Consider the following 22,023-nt stretch of genomic DNA (forward strand, 5'->3'; position numbering starts at 1 on the left):
CTGCAAATCACTGCGGTCCATCGCTCCATGGATTCAGACATCCCGCCCCGTGGCAAGGGGCAAGAGGCAAGAGGGTGGGTAATTGCAGGTCACGCCCTCGCCAAAGAAGCCGCCCTCGACCGGCATGGTCGCGACCTGGTTCGGGGCGGCGCAAAGAGCGACGTGACCGTCGGACACTTCGACCCCGTGGGTCGGATCGTATGCGCGCCAGCCTAAGCCCGGAACGAAGGCTTCCGGCCACGCGTGGAGGTGCCGCCGCCCATCCGGCGTATCCGCATGGGCCTGATAGCCGCTGACGAAACGGGCCGGGATTCCGAGGCTGCGGCAGGCGGCCAGGAACAGGACCGTCACGTCGCGGCAGGCGCCGTGGCCCAGCGCCAGCGTCTCCTCCGGCGGACGGGCGGCGCCTTCGGGCCGGATGTCGTGCCGGATGTCGCGGTAGAGGGTCTCATTGAGCCGATCGAGAAAGGGGAGGGCGTCGCCCTCGCTCTCCACCGCCAGCTTGCGCGCGAAGGCCCGCACCGCGCCGTCCGCATCGTCGCCATTGAGAAAAGCCGCGTTGGGATCGCGCGTGTCCGAGCCCCACGGCAGGGCGGGCGGCGGCTCGCCGAGCGGCGCTGGCGCCGGCGCGACGTCGACCTCGAAGCGGCTGTCGATGCGGAAGATTTCGGACAAGCCGGCGAAATCGACGCGCGTCACCAGGTTTCCGAACCGGTCGATCGTCTCCCCGCGAAAGATCGGCTCGGGTTCGATGGCCAGCACGCGGGAAACAAGCACGCCTGCGTCCGGACGCGGGTTGAGCCGCAACGCATGCGCCGCCAGCCGGACCGGCGCCGAATAGCGATAGATCGTCTGATGGCGGACGGAAAAGCGCATGGGGCGTCCCGAGGGAGCGTCGGAGCCGCGCGCCCCGCGACAACGAGCATAGCCTCGCCTATATCAGCCGCCATGCGTCTTCCGTATAGCGCCCGTTTTTCCGTCGCCCCTATGATGGACTGGACCGATCGCCGGTGCCGGGCCTTCCATCGCCTTCTCACGCGCCGCGCCCGGCTCTACACGGAGATGGTCACCGCCGACGCCGTCGTGTTCGGTCCGCGGGAACGGCTGATCGGGTTCGATCCGGCCGAGCATCCGGTCGCGCTGCAACTCGGAGGGTCGGAGCCGCGGCGGCTCGCGGAGGCCGCGCGGATCGGCGCCGATTTCGGCTACGACGAGATCAACCTCAACTGCGGATGCCCGTCGGACCGGGTGCAGAGCGGAAGGTTCGGCGCCTGTCTGATGCGCGAGCCGGCGCTGGTCGCGGAATGCGTCGTGGCGATGAAGGCGGTCGGCGCGCCAGTGACGGTCAAGTGCCGCATCGGCGTCGACGATCAGGAGCCGGCCGAGGCCTTGTTTGCTTTCGCCGCCGCGGTCAAGGCCGCCGGCGCGGACGCGCTGATCGTGCATGCGCGCAAGGCCTGGCTCGAAGGCCTGAGCCCCAAGGACAACCGCACCGCGCCGCCGCTCGACTACGGCCTCGTCTACGCCTTGAAGGGGGCCCATCCGGATTGGCCGATTGCGCTGAACGGCGGCGTGCCCGATCTCGAGGCCGCGCGCGCTCATCTCGCGCACGTGGACGGCGTGATGCTCGGCCGCGCGGCCTATCAGAACCCGGAGCTCCTGCTCGGCGTCGATCCAGGACTGTTTGGCGAGCCGGCGCCGGTGGCCGACGCGTTCGAGGCGCTCGAGGCCTTCATGACCGTGATCGCTGCGGGCCTCGCCCGCGGCGAGCGCCTGCACGACTATACCCGCCACCTGCACGGCCTGTTCGCGGGCCGGCGCGGCGCCCGGGCGTTTCGGCAAATCCTCGCCACCGAGGCTGTTCGCCCCGGCGCCGGCCTCGACGTGCTGCGTCAGGCGATGGCGCGGGTCGAGCGGGCTTCTTCGGACGGACTACCGGCCGTGGCGACAGCGTAGGCGCAAGAGGCGCGCAGAAGGGCGTGGGACGTCCCACCGATCGGCTCGGCGCGGACGGATCGGAAAACCTGATTGCAACGGCCGACAAAGCAGCGGCGTCACCGACGTTCATCGCTCAATGTCAGGCGGGAGCCAACTCGGGCTTCTGTGTTTCGGACTCGACTTTCTTGACGGGGGTCTTCTGATTGGCCGCAAATTCGCGCTCGGCGATGAGGTCCTCCAGTTTTTCCTTTTGGCGAACGAGCTCCTCAAGGGTCAAAGCGCCGGGATCGCCCGCGCTGGCGCCAGGAAGCCGAATGCCCTGGCTTTCCAGCCACGCATCCACCCGTCTCTGGTTCACCTTGTAGAAATAGAAGCCCGCGGCGGCGACGCCCAAGCCGACGACAAAGCCGGTGACGTGCTGTGAGGTGATTGGCATGACGGTGACGCTCCTTCTTGGTCTTGGCTTTCATTGCTCCGGGAGTGCGTTTATTGCGTCTCGAATTCGCAATCGTATGCCTCGCCGAAAATCACTGACGCCCTCGAGAACCTGGTTGTGGGTCGCGGCAATCTGTCGGATGTCCTCGATCAGACTGTCATGGCGTCCAGGCCCGCCGGTCATCGCTTGAAGCGCCATGGTGGGAATGATCCCGAAGAATGTCATCTTGTCGGGCGGGGTCGGGTCTGGGGCGATCAACACCTCCAGGTATGGCGATCCGCCGTGCAGGCCGGTTTCCGTCGGTCGGACAACGATCCCACGCGGCGGCATGCGAACCAGATGACGGCCGAAAGTGCTGATCCAAGTCAGGGTTGCCGCCGGCAGCGCGTTTCCGCGCACCAAAGCGATCAGCAGATAGGTCACGGTCAGAACTTCCGGATCGATATTTCCGCGCAAGCGATAGTCGACCAAGCCGTGATATAGAGCCGCTCCCGCGGTTGTGAGGCCGGCGATCCCTTCGAGAGCCCCCCTGCCGGTCGAGTATTGGCCCATGGCTCGCAGAGCCAAAGCAGCAAACAGAACGATCCCTGAGTAGAACGCGGAATCGGTCAGCTCGCGGACCGGCGGCTGCGTCAGAACACGAACGTCGGCGTTGTTGTGCTCCAGCGAAAGTCCCGTCGCGATCCGGATGACGATTTCCTCGGTCGTGATGTGCTCCGGGTCGGACCGCACGAGCATCGAGCGACTGACCGCGGTGTATTGAACCTCGGCAACCCCGTCGTGCTCGGCAACCAACCGCCTCACGCGTTCGGACTGCCGCAGGGCATGCGAAAGGCGAATGCGTACTCGGCCGGGAAGCTCGTGTTCGATCGTCAGAGCAAGCCGCTGGTCGCCGTTCACCGGCTTCTCTCCATGTCGTGCAGAAGGAGACGCAAAGAGTTCAAGACGACCAGCACCGTTGTCGCATTGTGGATCGCCGCTCCCCAGACCACGGGCAGCCGGCCGAGCGAGGCGAGCACCAGCGCGGCGGTGTTGACCCCGATCGCGGTTGCAAAGTTCTGCTTGACGATCCCCATCGTCTTCTGGGACAGGCGGATCGCGGCGGGGATCATCAGGGGATCGTCGCTGGTGATCGTAATGTCGGCCGCCTCCATCGCGATGTCGGTCCGCATCCCTCCCATGGCGATCCCGACGTCTGCGCACGCCAAAGCCGCCGCGTCGTTGATCCCGTCGCCGACCATCACGACCCTGCTGCCCTTCTGTTGCAGCGCCAAAACCACGTCCGATTTGCCCTCCGGCAAGACCTGGGCCTGGTAGCGATCCATCGCCATCTTGGTCGCGACGAGTTCCGCATGCTGCTCCAAGTCGCCGGTGAGCAGAACGATGTCGTCCATTCCCAACATGCGCAGGCGATTGAGCGACTTCTTCATGTCCTCGCGCAACGTGTCCTGGATGCCCATCAAACCGATCAAGCGACGGTCCCGGGCGATATAGACCGCTTGCTCTCCGCGCCGCATCAGATCTCTTGCGGCCTCTTCTGCGCCGGACAGGTCAACCGACTGCTCACGCATGAAAGGGGCGTTGCCGACGAGCACGGTCGCTCCGGCCACGGTCGTCTCCACCCCTCGGCCAATGCTGACGTGAGTGGCCCCATGCCTCGGAATAGACCACCCCTTGCGACGCGCCTGGTCCACGAACGCGATCGCGAGGGGGTGCGTCGACGTCTCTTCGGCTGCTGCGGCAAGCTCGACCAGCTCGCGCTCACCGAAGCCCGGCGCCGTCGGGATGACCGACGTCACCTGTGGCCGTCCCTCCGTGACCGTGCCCGTCTTGTCCAGAACGAGGGTGTCGGCGTCTGCGAGCATCTCCAGGTAGTTGCTGCCTTTGATGAGGATGCCGTTGCGCGCCGCGGTGGCGATGGCGGCCGACAGCGCCGTCGCCGTCGAGAGTCGCACGCCACACGAGTAGTCGATGATCAGCATGTTCAAGGCCCGGTCCGGGGCGCGCGTGATCGCGTACACGAGCCCCGCCAAGCCGAAATTCGCCGGTATCAGCTGCGCGGAAAAGCGGTCTGCGAAAGCCTGGATTGTCGCTTTGCGATGCGCCGCTTCTTCGACGAGGTGAACAATTCGCGAGACCGCAGTCTCATCCCCAACCTTCGTCGCCGAGATCGTCAGGTGGCCGGCCTTGACGACCGTGCCTGCAAAGACAGGATCCCCGCCGCGCTTGTGCATCGGCATGAATTCGCCCGTGATCGAGGCTTGGTCGACCGCCGCCTCTCCCTCCTCAACAACCCCGTCGACGCTGATCTTCTCGCCGGTCTTGACCACGACGTGATCCGCGACGCGCACCTGCTCGACGGGAACTCGCACCTCTCGGCCATCCTGCTCCCGGCGCCAGACATAAGCTTCCCCTATGGTCAGCATGTCTCGAATGGCGCGTCGCGTACGACCCATCGTGTAGGCGGTCAGCAGTTCGGCGAGGTCGGCCAAAGCGATGATTGTCAGCGCGGCGCTGTCCCGGCCGGAGACAAGACTGGCCGCGATAGCTGTGGAACTCAGGGTGTCGGCGTTGGGACGACCGCTCTTCGCCAGGGAGCTCCAACCGCTGCGAAAAATCGGCCAGGCCAGCGAAATAGCCGTCAAGGCTGGAATTGTCAGAAAGCGGCCGACAAAAGTGACGGGCGCCGCCCGAGTGGACAGAACGCTGAACGCCAACGTGACTGCGCTTGCGATCACACGAGTCGAGATTTCTCCTACGGACTCTTCTTGGAGGCGCCGTTCCTGGACAGTGGACTGCGCGGCCAACGCCCGTTCCGATTTGAACACTTCAAGAGAGTAATCGTTCAGCGCCGACTGCGCAGCGACAAGAACGTCTTGAGCGCCGAGATTCGGTCCCTCAAAGTGGACAAGCACGTTTTCTGTGATCGCAGTGACACGAACGGAAAGAACCGCAGGCAGATCCCTCAGTCGCCGGCCGATCGTCTCAGCCTCGCTCGAAAGGTGCCGCAGGCCAGGGCAATGGATGCGCACGCGGCCCGGAAGTTCGTGGAGGATCCGGCAGCTCTTGGCCCGGTCCCGCTCAAGTCGCAACATCGCCGGAACTCTCGGTTTCGTGGTCGAGCGTTTGGCTCCGGCGGATTTCGGGACGAATGGCGCTGACGAGCCGTTGCACAGCCTTGGGCAACTCGTGGTCGGGAGTGGCGACGAGGTGATCCCAATGCCGGAGCACAAGACGGTCCACGTCCTGCAGAAATTCGATCAGCTCCTTCTCTGTCAGCTGCTCTGGATCATAGTGGATCAGCACGTTTGCGGTGACGAGGTTCACCTCGACCGATTGGAATCCGGTCAAGGCGCCCAAAACGTCCCGCCACATAAGGGCCCAATCCCGTTGTGTTGGATCGACGTGCTTTAGGGCCGGAATGTGCAGTCGCAATCGGCCAGGCAGTCGATGGACGATCCGTGGCCGCGTGAACCAGGCGCGAACCTGGTTGGCAAGATGTAGGGTCATGGTCAGTGGGTCCGCTCAGGCGGAAACATGGAATGATATGCCCACCACAGAAGCGGCCAGCCAAACTGGTTTCCTGCTGCGAGCTGTCGAGTCCCTGACACCACAAGCAGCAGCGTCAGCGATGTCCATAGGTCTATAACCCCGCCCGTTTGCTCGTAGATCGCATGATTCAGGGATTCGCCGGCATTACGGATACCTTCCCCGATATGCGAGGGCGGCGTTCGCTGGACGTCCTTCTCGAGCCCCAGAAGACGGATCACAGCGCCCATTAGCAGGTCGGGTGCAACCTGATCCTGCCGGAAGCGGAAAAGCACGCTTCCCGAGACGCAGCTCACCTCGACATCGCGAACGCCGTCGAGTCGGGCGAGGCTCTTTTGGAGCTGGTCAGCCGCAGCTCGCTGCCCGATCAGTATAGGTGCCCGGCAGGCGCAGCCGGCCGGGAAGCACATGCACTGTCTCCATGACCCCGGCGAAGCTCGGAAGTCCTTCATGGCCCGTTCGATCTCGGCCGAGTAACGCGGTCAGCACGGCGGCGGTGATCAGGTGCACGCGTCTTCCCCGCTTTTGGGTTCGAGCCGGTCTTTGGCGGCCGGGTGAAGCTGTCGTCCCTCCCGGTTAACCTACGCTCTGTCCTGTATGGTTATAACCACCCGAATGCGAAAAACAGGCAAGCACGGCGCGCCCTTGAACCGGTAGGCCCGCTCAAAGCCTCAGCATCGAAGATCCTGCCACACCGGCCGGACTCTTTCGAGCGTGCTGAGCGCCAAGACGAGTGCGGAGACCCCGCCGCTCGGAGCCGCCAAGCCGCGGAGGGTCTCCGAACCGCCCCTCACTGGGGCGCCATCAGCGCGTGGACGAAGGCGTAGCCGACGATGGGCACAGCGATGAAGATGTAGACGCGCAGGGCGATCAACAGGATCGTCGTCGCCCGGCTGAGCCGGCGGCGCGGCAGAGGGATTTCGGTGGCGGCGGTCAGCTGGCTCGGCTCGAGCGCGTCAATGAGGTTCGAATCGTACGACATGGCCCGCGTCTCCTATTGTCCGAGAATTCCTGGAAAGACGGTGATGACGCCGTAGGCCGCGCCGACCAGCACGAGCGCGACGATGATGGCACCGCCGACAATATTGGCGCGCCAGGTGTTGGCGTGAGCCCCCATGATCTCCCGGTCGTTGACCAGCAGCAGGAGCAGGAGGAGCGCAGGCGCCATCAGCAGCGTCGCGATGACGTTGACCGTCAGCGTCATTGCGAGCAGCGGCGCGCCGGGGATGAGGACGATCGCGGCTGCGACCACCGTCGAGGCGATCGCGGCGCCGTAGAAGAGCCACCCCTGCGAAATGTCGAGGTTGAGGCTGTGGCGCTCGCGCGCGGTCTCGCCCATGGCGTAGGCGGAGCTGGCCGAGATTGTCATCGCGGCGACGACGCCCGCCTCGATCATGCCGAGCGCGAATAGCGTCGCGCCGACGCTGCCGAGGTAGGGCTGAAGCGCCGTTGCGAAATCCGCGCCGCTCGCGAATTTGGAGACGTCCACATTGTTTTCAAACAGCGGGGCGGCGGCGACCAAAGTCGCGATGGCCGCGATCGCTGCGAGCACGGCGCCGATCGCGGTGTCGAGGCGACCCTCGCCAAGGTCGGCCGTGGTGAGACCCTTGTCCACGACCGCGCTCTGCTGAAAGAAGATCATCCACGGCGTCACCGTCGCGCCGATGTTGGCGAGGATCAGGGTGACGAACGCCGCCGTCACCCCACCCTTGAGCGGACTCCATGTCCCGATCGCGTGAACCAGCGCCGCGCCGTCCGGGTGGGCGAAAAGCGCCGCCGGGATGAAAAGCAGGTTGAAAACCGCGAGCGCCATCACCGTCCGCTCCCAGGTCGCGTAGCGGCGAAACGCGCGCGACTCGACGACGAGCGCGACGCCGATCGCGACCGAGACGACCGCGGGCACGCCGAAATAGAGGCCGCCCGCCTGGATGGCGATGAATTCGGTGACCAGCGTCAGCACGTTGCCAAACACGAGATCGCCCATGGCGAAGTAGCCCCAGAACGGACCGAAACGCTCGAAAATGAGCTCCGCATGGCCGCGATGCGTGGCCGCGCCGAGGCGCACCGTCATTTCCTGCACGGCGAAGGCCATCAGGAAGGTGAGCAGAATGAAGGGAACGAAGAATCCGACGCCGTAGGTCGCTCCGGTGGTCGCATAGGAGACCATGCTCGGGCCGTCGTTCTCCCCGAGCATCACCAGGACGCCGGGCCCCGTCAGCAGCCAGAGGAGTCTGAACCAATGCCGCGCCGTTCGCTCTTTCAGGACCTTGCGCCGATCCTCGGCGCGCAGAATGTCTTCATGCGACAAGCGGCCTTCTGCGCGCGGCAGCGAAGCCGGCGGCAGCGGCGCGAAACTCGAAGCGCTTTGGCTCATAGGTCGTGTCCCCGTTCCGAATTCAAGCCCAGCCGCCACGAAATGTAGCCAAGGCTATATTTATGTCAAGGCGCTTTACGAGTGCGACAATGCTTCCTCTTGAAGCTGGCGCTTTATCATGGCGTTCGCTGCGGGTTTCTGGTAACCGGACAGGGCGGCGCCTCGTCGCCGCGTTCGTGGCGGGGGATTGGGATTGGACGTCGAACGGTCGAAAGAGCGCCGGTTCGGGCAGGGTCGGGAACGATAGGAAAAATCGGGGCCTGAGCCGCAACGACGCTCAGGAATGAGCCGCCGCGCAAAGGGTTGAAAGCAGGGCTTTTTGCAAATGACAAGCGTGTTGGCGCGATCGAAATCGCCGATCGAGACGGACATGCCGGAGGCGCAGGCCAGGCGCTTCGGCAAGATGAGGGCGGAACGATCGGCCGCGTTGCTCGAGGATTATGTCGAACTCATCGCCGACCTCTTTGCGGCCAACGGCGAGGCGCGCGCAACCGACGTCGCCAGACGCCAGGGAGTCACACACCCGACGGCACTGAAGAACATCGCAAGGTTGAGACGCGAAGGCCTCGTCACCGCCCAGCCCTACCGCGGACTGTTTCTCACCGAGGCGGGCCAGAAATTGGCCGCCGACGCGCGGGCGCGACACCGTCTCGTGGTCGATCTTCTCATCGCCGTCGGCGCGCCCCGGGAGGCGGCCGAAGCCGACGCCGAGGGCATGGAGCACCACGTCTCAAGAATGACCCTGAAGGCGTTCGAGCGATTCCTTGCCGAGAGGCGGTCGACGGAGTCTGAGGCTACGCCGAGGGGAAACGCCGAGCTGTGATGATCTTTGGATTGACGCGGCCCGTTTCCCGCTCGTTCTAAGAGCCGGCGCCCGCCACTCACGCGCCGGCGCGACTTTTGATTGCGGAAAAGCAGAAAGCACGGTATGATCCCTTCATGCGAGCCTCAGACGCCGCAGGCGGATCGACGCCGTCTCAGACGGGACGCGGCCGTTTGCCCGGGGAGGGGCCGCATGACCAAGAAAATTCGCGCGAAAGGATTTTGCGCGAACTCGAGTGCAACGCGTTGAAAGGTCACGATTCACGGGTGAATAAGAGGGTCAAATCCAGCGCCGAACGCCTGTCGAACGCACGCCGAACACATGCCGAGCGCGCGCTGAATGGCGCCGGATGGCGCCCAAATGCGCCTCGATCCGCGGACGATGGCCGCATTGATGGAGCTGGTTCAACCTGAAGGCGCCGTGCTCGTTCCAGGCGGGGGCGGCTGCGTCGTCCGCCGGGCAAGAAACTCCGCTCGCAAGTGGGCCGCCTCTTTCGGGTCCGTCTCCATGGTGCGGCGACCCTCAGGGCCGCTCGGCCCGCCTGAGGGCCTCGACCGCCCGGGCGGCTGTCGGGTTGAGAGCGGCGCGGCCGTCGCCGGCCAACGCGACAAGCTCCCGGATCATTTTCGGCGTCCAGAAGGCGCGCAGATGCGTCGCGGCGCCGGCGCTCGCCTGCGGCTCGGGCGTCGCGGCGTAGAAGTCGCCGATCTGGTTGGCCATGCGCACCAGCTTGTCGAGTTTTTCCGACATCACGCCGCCGACGCCCCTCAATTCCTGCCGCGGCCGTCGAAGATCATCGGCGGCGCGCAGCCTTCATTCGGCGGCATCGGCAGGCGCTCCCGCAATGCGGCTGAGAGCGACCGCTTGCTCGCGGTCCCGGATCTGCCAGTCCGAGAGATGGTTGGTGCGCCGCACCTCAACCGCCGTGACCTTGTATTCCGGGCAGTTGGTCGCCCAGTCGGAATTGCCGGTCGTGACAACGTTCGCCCCGGTGACGGCGTGATGGAAGGTCGCATAGACGACGCCCGGCTGCATCCGGCCGCTGACTTGGACGTGGAGCGCGATCTCGCCGGAGCGGCTTTGCAGCAGGACGAGGTCGCCGTCGACAATCCCGCGTTGCTCCGCGTCGAAGGGGTGGATCTCGAGCACGTCCTGATCGTGCCATGTGATGTTCGCGGTGCGCCGCGTCTGCGCGCCGACATTGTATTGCGACAGAATGCGGCCGGTGGTCAGAAGGAGCGGGAACCGCGGGCCGACGCGCTCCTCGGTCGCGACGTATTCAGTGAGCCAGAACTGCCCCTTGCCGCGCACGAAACGGTTGACATGCATGATCGGCGTGCCGGCCGGCGCGTCGTCGTTGCACGGCCACTGGATCGAGCCGAGTTCGTCGAGACCCGCGTAGGAGACGCCCCGGAAGGTGGGCGTCGTCGCTGCGATCTCGTCCATGATCTCGCTCGGATGCCGGTAGGGCATGGGGACGCCCAAGGCTTCGGCGAGCGCAACGGTCGTCTCCCAGTCGGCCTTGCCGGCGATCGGCTCGATCGCCTTGCGCACCCGGCTGATGCGTCGCTCCGCATTGGTGAACGTGCCGTCCTTCTCGAGGAAAGACGCGCCCGGCAGGAAGACATGGGCGTAGCGCGCCGACTCGTTGAGGAACAGGTCCTGCACGACGACGCATTCCATCGCCCGGAGGCCGGCCGTGATGTGCTGCGTGTCGGGATCGGACTGGGCGATGTCCTCACCCTGCAGATAGAGCCCCTTGAACGCGCCGTCGATCGCCTCGTCGATCATGTTGGGGATGCGCAGCCCCGGCGCGTTGCTGAGCGTGACGCCCCACAGGCGCTCGAAAATGGCGCGCGTTGCGTCGTCCGAGACGTGACGGTAGCCGGAGAACTCGTGCGGGAAGGACCCCATGTCGCAGGAGCCCTGCACGTTGTTCTGGCCGCGCAGCGGATTGACCCCGACGCCTTCCCGGCCGATGTTCCCGGTCGCCATGGCGAGATTGGCGATCGCCATGACGGCGGTCGAACCCTGAGCATGCTCAGTGACGCCGAGGCCGTAATAGATCGCGCCGTTTCCTCCTGTCGCATAGAGCCGTGCGGCCTTGCGCAGCTCCTTCGGATCGACGCCGGTCGCCTGTGCGACCGCTTCGGGCGCATGATGCGGCTCGGCGATAAAGCGCGCCCAGGATTCAAAATTGGCCGCATCGCAGCGCTCGGCGACGAAGGCCCCGTCGATCAGACCTTCGGTGACGATCACATGCGCGAGCGCGTTCAGGACCGCAACGTTCGTCCCGGGTTTGAGCGCTAGGTGATGGTCGGCCTCGACATGCGGGCTCCGCACGAGGTCGATCCGGCGCGGATCGATCACGATCAGACGGGCGCCGGCGCGCAGACGACGCTTGAGGCGCGAGGCGAACACCGGATGGGCGTCGGTCGGATTGGCGCCGATCACCATGACGACGTCGGCCTTCTCGACCGACTTGAAGTCCTGCGTTCCGGCCGACGTTCCGTAGGTCCTGGAGAGGCCGAAGCCGGTCGGCGAGTGGCAGACGCGGGCGCAGGTGTCGATGTTGTTGTTGCCGAAGCCCATGCGCACCAGCTTCTGGACGAGGAACACCTCCTCGTTGGTGCAGCGCGAGGAGGAGATCGCGCCGACCGCATCACGCCCGTATTGCACCTGGATTCGCTTGAACTCGCCCGCCGCATATCCGATTGCCTCCTCCCAGGAGACTTCACGCCACGGATCCTCGATCCGCCTGCGGATCATCGGCTTGAGCGGGCGGTCCTTGTGCGTCGCATATCCGTAGGCGAAGCGGCCCTTGACGCAGGAATGGCCTTCATTGGCCTTGCCGGCCTTCCAGGGGACCATCCGCAAAACCTCGTCGCCCTTCAGTTCCGCCTTGAAGGCGCAGCCGACGCCACAATAGGCGCATGTGGTCACCACGCTGCGCTCGGGAGTCCCCTTCTCGATCACCGGCTTCTCGTTGAGCGTCGCCGTCGGGCAGGCCTGAACGCAGGCGCCGCACGAGACGCATTCCGAGGACAGGAAATCGGTTCCGCCCGGCGAAACCTTCGAGTCGAAGCCGCGGCCGAGGATCGTCAGCGCAAAGGTTCCCTGCACCTCTTCGCAGGCGCGCACGCAGCGGGAGCAGACGATGCACTTCGACGGCTCGAAGACGAAATAGGGGTTCGAGGCGTCCGCCGGGGCGTCGAGGTGGTTCGCGCCTGCGTAGCCGTAGCGCACCGCGCGCAGGCCAACATTGGCGGCATGTGTCTGAAGCTCGCAGTCGCCGTTCGCGCTGCAGGTGAGGCAGTCGAGCGGATGGTCGGAGATGTAGAGCTCCATCACGCCGCGCCTGAGCTTCTCTAGCCGCGGCGTTTTGGTTTGGACGACCATGCCCTCTTCGGCAGGCGTCGTACAGGAGGCGGGCGTTCCCCTGCGGCCCTCGATCTCGACCAGACAGAGCCGGCAGGACCCGAAGGCCTGAAGACTGTCGGTCGCGCAGAGTTTCGGGACGGAAATGTCGATCAGCGCGGCCGCGGCCATCACCGAGGTCCCGCGCGGGACGCTGACCCCCCGGCCGTCGATCGTCAGCGTCACGGTATGCTCGCCTGCGCGGATCGGCGTGCCCGTGTCGAGTTCCTGCAAGAGGGCCATGGGGAGAACCTTCTACTCTGCTGCGGCGCGGCGGGGCGCCGGAACGAAATCCTCGGGGAAGTGGTCGAGCGCGCTGAGCACCGGCAAGGGGGTGAGCCCGCCCAGAGCGCAGAGCGAGCCGTCGGTCATGACCTCGCAGAGATCGCGCAGGAGTTCGATATTCTTCTGGCGCTCGTCTCCAGACATGATTTTGTCGACCGTCTCGACGCCGCGGGTCGAGCCGAGTCGGCAAGGCGTGCACTTGCCGCAGCTTTCCCGGGCGCAGAAGGCGAAGGCGAAACGGGCCTGCCGGGCCAGGTCGACGGTGTCGTCGAAGACCACGATCCCGCCGTGTCCGAGCATCCCCTTCATTCGGGTCATCGACTCGTATTCCAGCGGCGTGTCGAGCAGCTTTTGAGGGAAGTACGCGCCCAGCGGGCCGCCGACCTGAACCGCTCGGATCGGCCGGCCCGAGCGGGTCCCGCCGCCGAAGCCCTCGACAAGCTCACGGATCGTGGGCCCGAACGCGAGCTCGACGAGCCCGCCGAAGCGGACGTTGCCGGCGATCTGGAACGGCTGCGAGCCGAGGGAGCGGCCGACGCCATATTCGGCATAGGCCTTGGCGCCGTGCTCGAGGATCCAGGGGACCGAGGCCAAGCTCAGCATGTTGTTGATGACAGTTGGCTTGCCGAATAGGCCGGAGAGCGCCGGCAGCGGCGGCTTCGCGCGAACGAGGCCGCGCTTGCCTTCGAGGCTCTCGAGCATCGAGGTTTCCTCGCCGCAGATGTACGAGCCGGCCCCGAGCCGCGGCTCGAGGTCGAAGGCGTGCGCCGAGCCCAGGACCTGGCCGCCCAAGAGACCGGCGGCGCGTGCGCGCTCGACTGCGCGCGAGAAGACGTCGAAGGCGTGCGGGTATTCGGAGCGGATGTAAACGTACCCCTTAGCCGCCCCGACCGCGAGGGCGGCGATCGCCATGCCTTCGATGACGAGGAAGGGATCGCCCTCCATCAGCATCCGGTCGGCGAAGGTCCCGCTGTCGCCCTCGTCCGCGTTGCAAACGACATATTTCTGATCCGCCTCCGCGTTGCGGACCGCGCCCCATTTGATGCCGGTCGGAAAGCCCGCCCCGCCGCGGCCCCGGAGGCCCGAGGCGACAATCTCGTCGACGATCGCGTCGGGACTGAGCCCGAGTGCGCGCTCCAGGCCCTTGAGGCCGCCGTGGCGGCGATAATCCTCGAGCGACTGCGGGTCTGTCACACCGCAGCGAGCGAAGACGAGCCGCTGCTGACGGGCGAGGAAGGGGATGTCGTCCACCCTCCCGAGCGCCTTCGGATGAGGGCCGCCGGTGAGGAAGCCTGCGTCCAAGAGCGAGGCCGCGTCCTGAGGGGCTATCGGCCCGTAGCCCATCCGGCCGTCCGCGCCATCGGTCTCGACCAACGGCTCGAGCCAGAAGAGGCCGCGCGAGCCTGTGCGCACGATGGATAGATCGATCCCGCGTCGACGCGCCTCGGCCGTGAGCGCCGCGGCGACGGTGTCCGCCCCGACCGAAAGCGCCGAGGAATCGGCGGGAACGAAGACGCGCGCCATCACGTGGCGCAATCCTTCGCCGACGCCACGATTGCGTCGAGGCGGACCCGGTCGAGCCGTCCGATCGGCTCGCCGTCGAGCAGGGCCGCGGGGGAAAGCGCGCAATTGCCCAGGCAATAGACCGTCTCGACCCGCAGGCCGGCGTTGGGCGCTGGTTCGTCCGGCGCGACGCCGTGCTGCGCCTTAAGATGCGCCACCAGGCCCTCGCATCCCATGGCCTGACACGACTCTGCCCGGCAAAGCTTCAGCACGCGTCCCTCGAACGCCGCGCGCCGGAAATCGGGGTAGAAGCTGATGACGCCGAGCGCTTCGGCTTTCGAGATGTTGAGCGCCTCGGCCACCAGCGGGATCGCCGCGCCGTCGATATAGCCGAACTCATGTTGGAGATCGTGAAGCATGGGCAGCGCGGCGCCCGGCGTCGTTCGCCAGCGTTCGATGACTTTTCGCGCGCGCACCCCGTCGAACGCCGCCTCGGCGGCCATGAGCGTCCTCCCATAGAGACCGCAAAAAATTATGCGCCCACGGGGCCGCCGAGGCAAATCGACCATTGGCGGAAAAGCGATCGAGCCGAGGCCGTCCAGTCTTGAGAGGCAGCCCCGACCGACCGGCGCCCTTGCCTTTTTTCCCGCGCCCGCGCATGAGGGCGCGAAGTTTTCGGCTCAGGTCCTCTCCCTCATGGGTTTCAAATGCGGCATCGTCGGCCTGCCCAATGTCGGCAAGTCGACGCTCTTCAATGCGCTGACACAGACGGCGGCCGCGCAGGCGGCCAACTATCCGTTCTGCACCATCGAGCCCAATGTCGGCGACGTCGCGGTGCCCGATCCCCGTCTCGACGTTCTGGCTGAGATCGCGGGCTCGAAGGAGATCATCCCGACCCGGCTCACCTTTGTCGATATCGCCGGCCTCGTCCGTGGGGCCTCGAAGGGGGAGGGGCTCGGCAACCAGTTCCTCGCCAATATCCGCGAATGCGACGCGATCGCTCACGTCGTCCGCTGCTTCGAGGACGGCGACGTGACCCATGTCGAAGGCCGCATCGATCCCTTGTCCGACATCGCCACGATCGAGACCGAGCTGATGCTCGCCGATCTTGAGAGCCTTGAGCGGCGCATCGGGGCAATGGAGAAAAAGGCCAAGGGCGGCGACAAGGAGGCGAAGGACATCTTGGCCCTCGCCCAGCGCAGCCTCGCCGAGCTGAGCGAAGGCCGGCCCGCGCGCGCGGCGGGCGTGAGCCGCGAAGAGCACGACCAGTTCCAGTCGCTCGGCCTTCTGTCGTCGAAGCCGGTGCTCTATGTGTGCAACGTCGAGGAAGCCTCGGCCGATGGCGGCAACGCCTTTTCCGAAATCGTGAAACGCCAGGCGGAAAAAGAGGGCGCGCTCGCGGTCGTCGTCTCGGCCAAGATCGAAAGCGAAATCGCGGTCCTGCCGCCTGCCGAGCAGGCGGACTACCTGGAGGCGGTGGGCTTGAGCGAGCCCGGCCTGAACCGGGTCATCCGCGCCGGATACGACCTTTTGCATCTGGTGACCTTCTTCACCGTCGGCCCGAAAGAAGCCCGCGCCTGGACGATCGAGAAGGGGACGAAGGCGCCCCAGGCGGCGGGCGTCATCCATACGGACTTCGAGAAGGGGTTCATCCGGGCGGAAACCATCGCTTACGAGGATTACGTCGCCAGCCGCGGCGAATCGGGGGCGCGCGAGGCCGGCAGGTTCCGTCTCGAGGGCAAGGACTACGTCGTCGCCGACGGCGACGTCCTGCATTTCCGCTTCGCGAACTGACGGGGCTCGCCGGCTTTCCGGGAGCGTGAGCGCCAATCGGGGGGACATGCCCCGACTAGGATTTGGGCAAGCGAAAGGTTAGGTTGACAAGCCTTGTCGGTATTCCCGATCGGGCTGAAATGCCGGCGCGACGTCGCCGCCGCCAGTAAACGGTTCGAGGGGAAGTCCAATGGCAATCAATCTCGTCAGTCTGGTGTCCCAGTTCCTTACCCCGCAGGTCGTAGGCAGCCTCGCTCGCGCCGTCGGGATCAACGAAGTCGTCGCGCAGAAGCTCGCGGCCGCCGCCATACCCCTGATACTCGGCGCGCTCGCCACCACCGCCGCGGCGCCCGGCGGCGCCCAGAAGGTCGTCGACGCCGTCTCCAACTCGGATCCCGATCTTTTGACCAAGCTCGCCGGCGCGCTCGGCGGCGGCAACCTCGGCGCGCTCGCCGAAGGCACGAACCTGCTCGGCGGCCTGCTCGGCGGCTCGGGCGTGGCCAGCCTCGCCGGCGCGCTCAGCCAGTTCGCCGGCGCTCCGCAGGGCGCGGCGCAGTCGACGCTCGGCGCAGTCGCCCAGGCGGCGATCGGGACGATCGGCCAGCAGGATCCGTCGAACTGGTCGGACGCCTCGTCAATCGCGGCGCTGTTCGGCAGCCAGAAGGATGCGATCGCCGCCGCGCTTCCTCCCGAGCTTTCGAAGGCGCTCGGAGCGACCGGCCTGCTGGCGGGCCTTGGCGGCCTCGGGGCCGCCGCCACCCAGCGGGCGAGCGCCGAGGCTTCCGCCGCAGCAAGCGCCGCCTCGTCGGCGGCCGCCACGGCGACAAGCGCAGCCAACCGCGCGCAGCAGGCCGCGTCCCGGCCGAGCAGTTTCCCGATGTGGGCGATCATCCTCTTGATCGTGATCGTGCTGGCTGCGGTCTGGTGGTTCATGACCCAGAACCAGAAGGCGCCCGAGCCGGCCAAGACGGGGTTCATGCCCGCGCCGGTCGAACTCGTCCTCCAGGCCTTGCCTCAAGCGCGGGTCTGAGCGAAACGGCGCACACGCCCAAACGCGAAGGTATCGGAGGGGGGCCCGCATGGGCGTGACAAGCAAGGCGGCCACCGTCCGGCAGACGCCGGCCGCGGTCGTAATCATCCTGGCGCTGGCGACAATCGTCGCCGGCTGCTCCAGCAGGCCCTATGGCGACCTCATCGTCGGCGCGCCGGCGCCGGGAACGAGCACGGTCGATCTCCTCGTGGCGACGACGCGCGCGCCGGTGCTTGATCCGCCGGGGGTGATGTTCGGAGGCAGCCGCGGAAAGGGACTCGACTTCGCCGACATCGTGGTTTCGATCCCGCCGGAAGGCGTGCACAAGCCCGGCGATGTCGAATGGCCGGGCCGCGCGCCCGGCGACCCTCAGCGCGATTTCGTCACCCTGCGCGCCGACCGCATGGATCTCGCTCAGGCCAGGGCCGCGTTCAATGCGCGCGTTGCGCGCACGCCGGGACACAAGGTCCTGATCTTCGTCCACGGCTACAACACCCGGTTCGAGGAGGCGGTCTACCGCTTCGCCCAGATCGTCCACGACGCCAACGTGAACGTCGCCCCCGTCCTCTTCACCTGGCCGTCGGGCGGCAACGTGACCGACTATGTCTACGACCGCGACAGCGCCATGTATTCGCGCGACGCGTTCGAGACGCTTCTTGCGGCGCTGGTCGCCAATCCGAACGTGGGATCGATCTCGATCCTCGCCCATTCCATGGGCAACTACCTGACCGTAGAGACGCTGCGCCAGATGGCGATCCGCGACCACGGCCTGCCGTCGAAGATCCGGGACGTCATGCTGGCCTCGCCGGACATTGACGTCGACGTGTTCCGCCGCCAGATCGCCGATATCGACGCCGGCCCGCGATCGACCCAGTTCACGCTGTTCGTCTCGCGCGACGACAAGGCGCTCGGCCTGTCGAGCTTCCTTGCCCGCGACTCGACCCGGCTCGGCGCGCTCGATCCGACCAAGCAGCCCTACCAGTCGATGCTCGAGCAGGCGCGGGTGCACGTGATCGACCTGACCAGCGTCCAGTCCAACGACTCGGCGAACCACAGCAAGTTCGCGACCGGCGAGGTTGTGGCCGCGATCGGCGACCGGCTCGCCCAGGGCCAGACGCTGTCGGACGCCAAGCCGGGCCTGGTCGAGTCGCTCGGGACCTTCACCAAGGGCGCGGTCAACGTCGCAACCGACGTCGCGGTCGGCACGGTCACGGCGCCGGTCCGGCTCACCGATCCGACGCAGAACGAGAAGTCGGTCGACACGGCGGCGGCAGCGGTCGTGCTCGACAAGTGAGAGCCGGGCGTCCGTCCGTCCCTCCTCCGCCTCGCGGAGAGGGCTTTCAGCGGCCGTTCGGACGTCGTTCAGCTCGCATTGGTATGCGTTCGGCGCCGGAAATAGCCTCCTTATTCACCCGTGTTTCAAGCATTTTCAAGAGCGTGCATCGGAGTTCGCGCAAAAAAGCAACTGCCAAGCTTCCCGCGCGGCCCGTCCCCGCCACCGGCCTTCGGCCGGTCCCCCCATTCCGCTTTCGCTCCATGAGGGAGGAGAGGCGCCTCTCCTTCCCTGCGCGTCAGTGCGGGGGAGGGGAACCACACGAAGGGTGGTGGAGGGGGCGCTCACCGAGGGTTCGGACTCGTTGGCAGTTACCGAAAAAATCGCGGACGCCGGGTCCCGCCGTTCGGTCGCGTCGCCGGGAAGGGTCCGTATCAGGGCAAGCGGCATTGCGGGTCCTTGGGCCACGGAGGTCAGATTACGACAAAATTCTCTTTTTGGGAAGTTTATCTCGTTTAGCTTCCAATGAAGAGAAAGTCTGGAAGCCGATCGCATCGCGGCGACACGCTGCGGGCCGACGACATGCGGGACGTCTGTCTGGGATGTCCACCGGGGAGGCGAAGCTCACCGAGGAAGCCCATGGCCGCCTACGGCGCCGCCGTTCTCACATCGGCCAAAGCTCGAGGCGCGGCGGAAAGTCGCGCCTTTCATTTTGAAATCATTCTGATCTCAGCGTCAAAGACTTGCTACAAAGCGTCCAGTCGTCCACCAATCCGACCAGGGTTTTTCTTTTACGCGCAAGGTTCCTCGCTGATGACCGTCGACGCCATCGCTCCAACCGCTTTCAACTGGCGACGATTTCTCGCCGTCGCCGGCCCCGGCATCGTGGTCATGCTCGCCGACACCGACGCGGGCAGCGTCATCACCGCGGCGCAGAGCGGCGCGCAATGGGGCTACAGCCTGCTGCTTCTGCAGATTGTGCTGATCCCGATCCTCTATATTGTTCAGGAACTGACCGTCCGCCTCGGCGCCGTAACCGGCAAGGGGCATGCGGCGCTGATCAAGCAGCATTTCGGCCTCGGCTGGGCGTGGCTGTCGGTCGCAACCCTGATCGTGACCTGCCTCGGCGCGCTCTTGACGGAATTCGCCGGCCTCGCCGGCGTCGGCAATCTCTTGGGCGTTCCCGCGCCGGTGACGCTGGCGCTGGTCGTCGCGGCAATGCTGGCGATGGCGCTCATGCACGGGTACGCGACCGTCGAGCGGATTGCGATCGCGGTCGGCGCGTTCGAACTGGTCTTTCTCCTGGTCGCGATGCTCGCCCATCCGGGACTGGCCGAGATGGCGTCGGGCGCGGTGACGATTCCTGCGACGGACCCAAAATACCTCCTGCTGGTCTCGGCCAACATCGGCGCGGTGATCATGCCCTGGATGGTCTTCTTCCAGCAGTCGTCGATCGTTGAGAAGGGGATCACGACCCGCGATCTCAGTTCGGCCCGGATGGACACCGCGGTCGGAGCGGTCGCGACCCAGGTCATCATGGCTGCGGTGCTGATCGCGACGGCGGCCACGCTCGGCAAGGCGGGCGGCGATCACGCGCTCGACACGATCGAGGAGATCGTCGGCGCGATCACGCCCTTCCTCGGCAATTTTACCGGCAAGCTGCTGTTCTGCCTCGGCATGGTCGGGGCGTCGACGGTCGCCGCGATCGTCGTGACGCTGACGGCGGCGCGCACGCTCGCCGAGGTTTTGGGCGCAAGGCACAAGCTCGAGGACGAGCCGCGCGAGGCGCCGTGGTTCTACGGCTTCTACGCCGTCGCGCTGATTGTTTGCGCGGTCGTGGTGGGCTCGGGGGTGAACCTCATCTCGCTCAGCGTTGGCGTCCAGGTGATGAACGCGCTGCTGCTGCCGATCGTCCTCGGGTTCCTGTTCCTGCTCGCCCGCCGCTTGCCGGGGCCCTACCGTTTGCAGGGCGGCTACGCGATCGCATGCGGCGCGATCATTCTGGTCACGGTGGTCTTCGGCGTCTACTCCGGCGTCGCGGGTTTGTGGGGGTGAGGGGAAACGGCGGGTTGACGTCCCGCCGACTAAGCCGCAACCCGTTCGGCCGGACTCCAGTCAATCCGGTCCCGCGCGCTGCGGAATAGCCCGTGGGCGCGGAGCGCGGGGGGGGGCCAGATAACCATCTTATGGGACTTCCCGTTTGATTCCAGCCTACAAGAACGCAACGCAGTCGCGAACTTGATGAGTTCATCGTATCGCCGTTCAACCCTCCCTTTTTAGTTCTCGGCATCCTGCCTCAGAAAATCGGAGCCAGCAGAACTTTCGCATTCGCCCGGGTTGGCTTCCGCAACGGCCATGCAGCAGCATGAAAGCTGATGTTGCATACAGTACGCTGTAGCGCGGAAACTTCCGCCAGAAGATCGCGCGACCGTCTATCGCCGCTGCAGCACCACAGCCCCGACATACGGCAGGTTCAAAATCTGCCCGCTGTAGATCTGGGCGTCGTATCCCCCATTGGTATGCTCCTGCTCGAACTCCACCTGGAACACCGGCCACGAGGAATTGAATATCTCCTTGTAAGCGGCGCCGCTTGGCAGCCCCAGCCACGAGCTATCCTGCTGTTGGTTGGGCGTGCCAAAGGTGACCACCGTGAAAAGCTTCTGGCCCGCCCCGCAGGTATAAGCCACCGTCAGATTTCCCGTCGCCACCACCTGGTAATTCGCATCCCCGCGCAGCCCTTGGGATGGATCATTGCGGAGCCCCATCAGTTGCCGGAACCACGCCAGGATCCGTGTTTGATCCGTAGGGCCGCCGGTGGGAAACTCGCAGTTCTGCGGGTTGATGAATTCCTCGTTGTCAGGGAAGGAGAACGGGTCGGTCTCGCCGATCTCCTGCCCCATGAACAGCATTGGCGTTCCGTTCGAGAGCAAGGTCAATGCGCCCATCGCCTTGGCCATTTGATAGCCGAACCCGAACGGCGGACGCGCCGCGATCCGCAGATTTGCGGCGTACTGGGCGCTCACCATGTCGTGCGATTCCCCGAATCGGACTGCCTGGAAAAACGGCCGGCCCCAGTAAGCCGGGTTGTTCATCTCGCTCCTCAGGCTCTGCGACTCGTCCCAGCCTGGGTGATACAAATCGTAGCACGCATCCTCGATACGATAGGATTCATCGATGCCCCACTGGCCATCCGTCACCCCGAATGACGGATTCGATATGTCCCACGGCTGCGTGGCCGAATTCTCCGCCACGATGTACGGCCAGTTCCGTCCCTCCGCGGAGGCTGCCTTTCTCAAGGAATCCCGGATCGTCCACAGAAAACCCCAGCCCCCGGACGCCACCACCGTCTGGGTATCGTCCAATCGGAATCCGTCCAAACAATAGGTGCGGAAAAGATAGATCGTCGCTTGCCGGAAGTACTCGATCAACATCGGATTTCCGCAGTCCATCTTGTCGCCGTCGTAGTCCCCATTCCTGTACTCTGGGACGATGACGACCAGCGAAGAGGTCAGCGAATGGTTATAAACCATGTCCAGCATCACGCCGCGCCCGGCCGCGTGCGCGGCGTTGACAAACCGCGCCATGGCCGGCGCGCCGCCGTAGTAGCTGTCGATCCCGAAAT

At 65.7% G+C, this 22,023-nt stretch carries 19 protein-coding genes; 6 read left to right on the forward strand and 13 right to left on the reverse strand.

All coding sequences use genetic code 11. The features are described from left to right. Nucleotides 1-33 precede the first annotated feature (33 nt). Nucleotides 34-876: a transglutaminase family protein gene (locus ACLP25_RS10720; RefSeq protein WP_442469181.1), complete on the reverse strand. Its 843-nt coding sequence runs from the start codon at nt 874-876 to the stop codon at nt 34-36. A gap of 72 nt (nt 877-948) precedes the next feature. On the opposite strand from ACLP25_RS10720, the gene dusA reads away from it, so the two are divergent. Continuing rightward, a complete protein-coding gene (gene dusA / locus ACLP25_RS10725; protein WP_442469182.1) occupies nt 949-1,956 on the forward strand; it encodes a tRNA dihydrouridine(20/20a) synthase DusA in 1,008 nt (335 codons plus the stop codon). Nucleotides 1,957-2,077: 121 nt separating this feature from the next. Here dusA and ACLP25_RS10730 read toward each other — a convergent pair whose 3' ends face one another. The 7 genes from ACLP25_RS10730 to ACLP25_RS10760 form a co-directional block, all read right to left on the reverse strand. Next, nucleotides 2,078-2,374 (reverse strand): hypothetical protein, encoded by a 297-nt coding sequence (locus tag ACLP25_RS10730; protein WP_442469183.1) that lies wholly within the window; start codon nt 2,372-2,374, stop codon nt 2,078-2,080. Between the two features lie 30 nt (nt 2,375-2,404). Next, nucleotides 2,405-3,274: a hypothetical protein gene (locus tag ACLP25_RS10735; RefSeq protein ID WP_442469184.1), complete on the reverse strand. Its 870-nt coding sequence runs from the start codon at nt 3,272-3,274 to the stop codon at nt 2,405-2,407. Continuing rightward, nucleotides 3,271-5,019, reverse strand: coding sequence for a heavy metal translocating P-type ATPase (locus ACLP25_RS10740; RefSeq protein WP_442469185.1), 1,749 nt, complete (start codon nt 5,017-5,019; stop codon nt 3,271-3,273). Before ACLP25_RS10740 ends, ACLP25_RS10735 begins: the two co-directional genes overlap by 4 nt. Nucleotides 5,020-5,455: 436 nt before the next feature. Next, entirely contained in the window at nt 5,456-5,884 is a 429-nt protein-coding gene (locus ACLP25_RS10745) for an HMA2 domain-containing protein (RefSeq protein ID WP_442469186.1), read from the reverse strand. A gap of 2 nt (nt 5,885-5,886) precedes the next feature. Further along, the gene (locus tag ACLP25_RS10750) at nt 5,887-6,333 is read right to left on the reverse strand and encodes an HMA2 domain-containing protein (RefSeq protein ID WP_442469187.1); all 447 of its coding nucleotides are present in this window, start codon (nt 6,331-6,333) and stop codon (nt 5,887-5,889) included. 380 nt (nt 6,334-6,713) lie between these two features. Beyond that, a complete protein-coding gene (locus ACLP25_RS10755) occupies nt 6,714-6,905 on the reverse strand; it encodes a hypothetical protein (RefSeq protein WP_442469188.1) in 192 nt (63 codons plus the stop codon). Between the two features lie 12 nt (nt 6,906-6,917). Next, a complete protein-coding gene (locus ACLP25_RS10760) occupies nt 6,918-8,297 on the reverse strand; it encodes an NRAMP family divalent metal transporter (protein ID WP_442469189.1) in 1,380 nt (459 codons plus the stop codon). A 325-nt stretch (nt 8,298-8,622) separates the two neighbouring features. Here ACLP25_RS10760 and mntR point away from each other — a divergent pair, with 325 nt between their 5' ends. Then, nucleotides 8,623-9,120 carry a manganese-binding transcriptional regulator MntR gene (gene mntR / locus ACLP25_RS10765; protein ID WP_442469190.1) on the forward strand — a complete coding sequence of 166 codons (498 nt, stop codon included), beginning with the start codon at nt 8,623-8,625 and terminating at the stop codon, nt 9,118-9,120. Between the two features lie 522 nt (nt 9,121-9,642). On the opposite strand, the gene ACLP25_RS10770 is transcribed toward mntR, so the two are convergent. From ACLP25_RS10770 to ACLP25_RS10785, 4 genes are all read right to left on the reverse strand, one after another. Beyond that, entirely contained in the window at nt 9,643-9,870 is a 228-nt protein-coding gene (locus ACLP25_RS10770) for a formate dehydrogenase subunit delta (RefSeq protein ID WP_442469191.1), read from the reverse strand. 63 nt (nt 9,871-9,933) lie between these two features. Next, entirely contained in the window at nt 9,934-12,780 is a 2,847-nt protein-coding gene (fdhF, locus tag ACLP25_RS10775) for a formate dehydrogenase subunit alpha (RefSeq protein WP_442469192.1), read from the reverse strand. Nucleotides 12,781-12,792: 12 nt separating this feature from the next. After that, nucleotides 12,793-14,346, reverse strand: coding sequence for a formate dehydrogenase beta subunit (locus ACLP25_RS10780; protein WP_442469199.1), 1,554 nt, complete (start codon nt 14,344-14,346; stop codon nt 12,793-12,795). Then, nucleotides 14,346-14,828: an NAD(P)H-dependent oxidoreductase subunit E gene (locus tag ACLP25_RS10785; protein WP_442469193.1), complete on the reverse strand. Its 483-nt coding sequence runs from the start codon at nt 14,826-14,828 to the stop codon at nt 14,346-14,348. The genes ACLP25_RS10780 and ACLP25_RS10785 overlap by 1 nt, the downstream gene beginning before the upstream one ends. A gap of 193 nt (nt 14,829-15,021) precedes the next feature. Here ACLP25_RS10785 and ychF point away from each other — a divergent pair, with 193 nt between their 5' ends. The 4 genes from ychF to ACLP25_RS10805 all read left to right on the forward strand — a co-directional run bounded on the left by ychF (nt 15,022) and on the right by ACLP25_RS10805 (nt 20,456). Continuing rightward, entirely contained in the window at nt 15,022-16,119 is a 1,098-nt protein-coding gene (gene ychF / locus ACLP25_RS10790) for a redox-regulated ATPase YchF (protein WP_442469194.1), read from the forward strand. Nucleotides 16,120-16,288: 169 nt separating this feature from the next. Continuing rightward, nucleotides 16,289-17,128, forward strand: coding sequence for a DUF937 domain-containing protein (locus ACLP25_RS10795; protein WP_442469195.1), 840 nt, complete (start codon nt 16,289-16,291; stop codon nt 17,126-17,128). A gap of 49 nt (nt 17,129-17,177) precedes the next feature. After that, complete coding sequence (locus tag ACLP25_RS10800; protein ID WP_442469196.1) at nt 17,178-18,422, forward strand: alpha/beta hydrolase; 1,245 nt, start codon at nt 17,178-17,180, stop codon at nt 18,420-18,422. 792 nt (nt 18,423-19,214) lie between these two features. Beyond that, entirely contained in the window at nt 19,215-20,456 is a 1,242-nt protein-coding gene (locus ACLP25_RS10805) for an NRAMP family divalent metal transporter (protein ID WP_442469197.1), read from the forward strand. Nucleotides 20,457-20,833: 377 nt separating this feature from the next. On the opposite strand, the gene ACLP25_RS10810 is transcribed toward ACLP25_RS10805, so the two are convergent. Next, nucleotides 20,834-22,023: hypothetical protein (locus ACLP25_RS10810; RefSeq protein WP_442469198.1), on the reverse strand; the 1,190-nt coding region annotated here is incomplete at its 5' end.

This window comes from Roseiarcus sp., from assembly GCF_052145395.1.
In the GTDB taxonomy this organism is placed as follows: domain Bacteria; phylum Pseudomonadota; class Alphaproteobacteria; order Rhizobiales; family Beijerinckiaceae; genus Roseiarcus.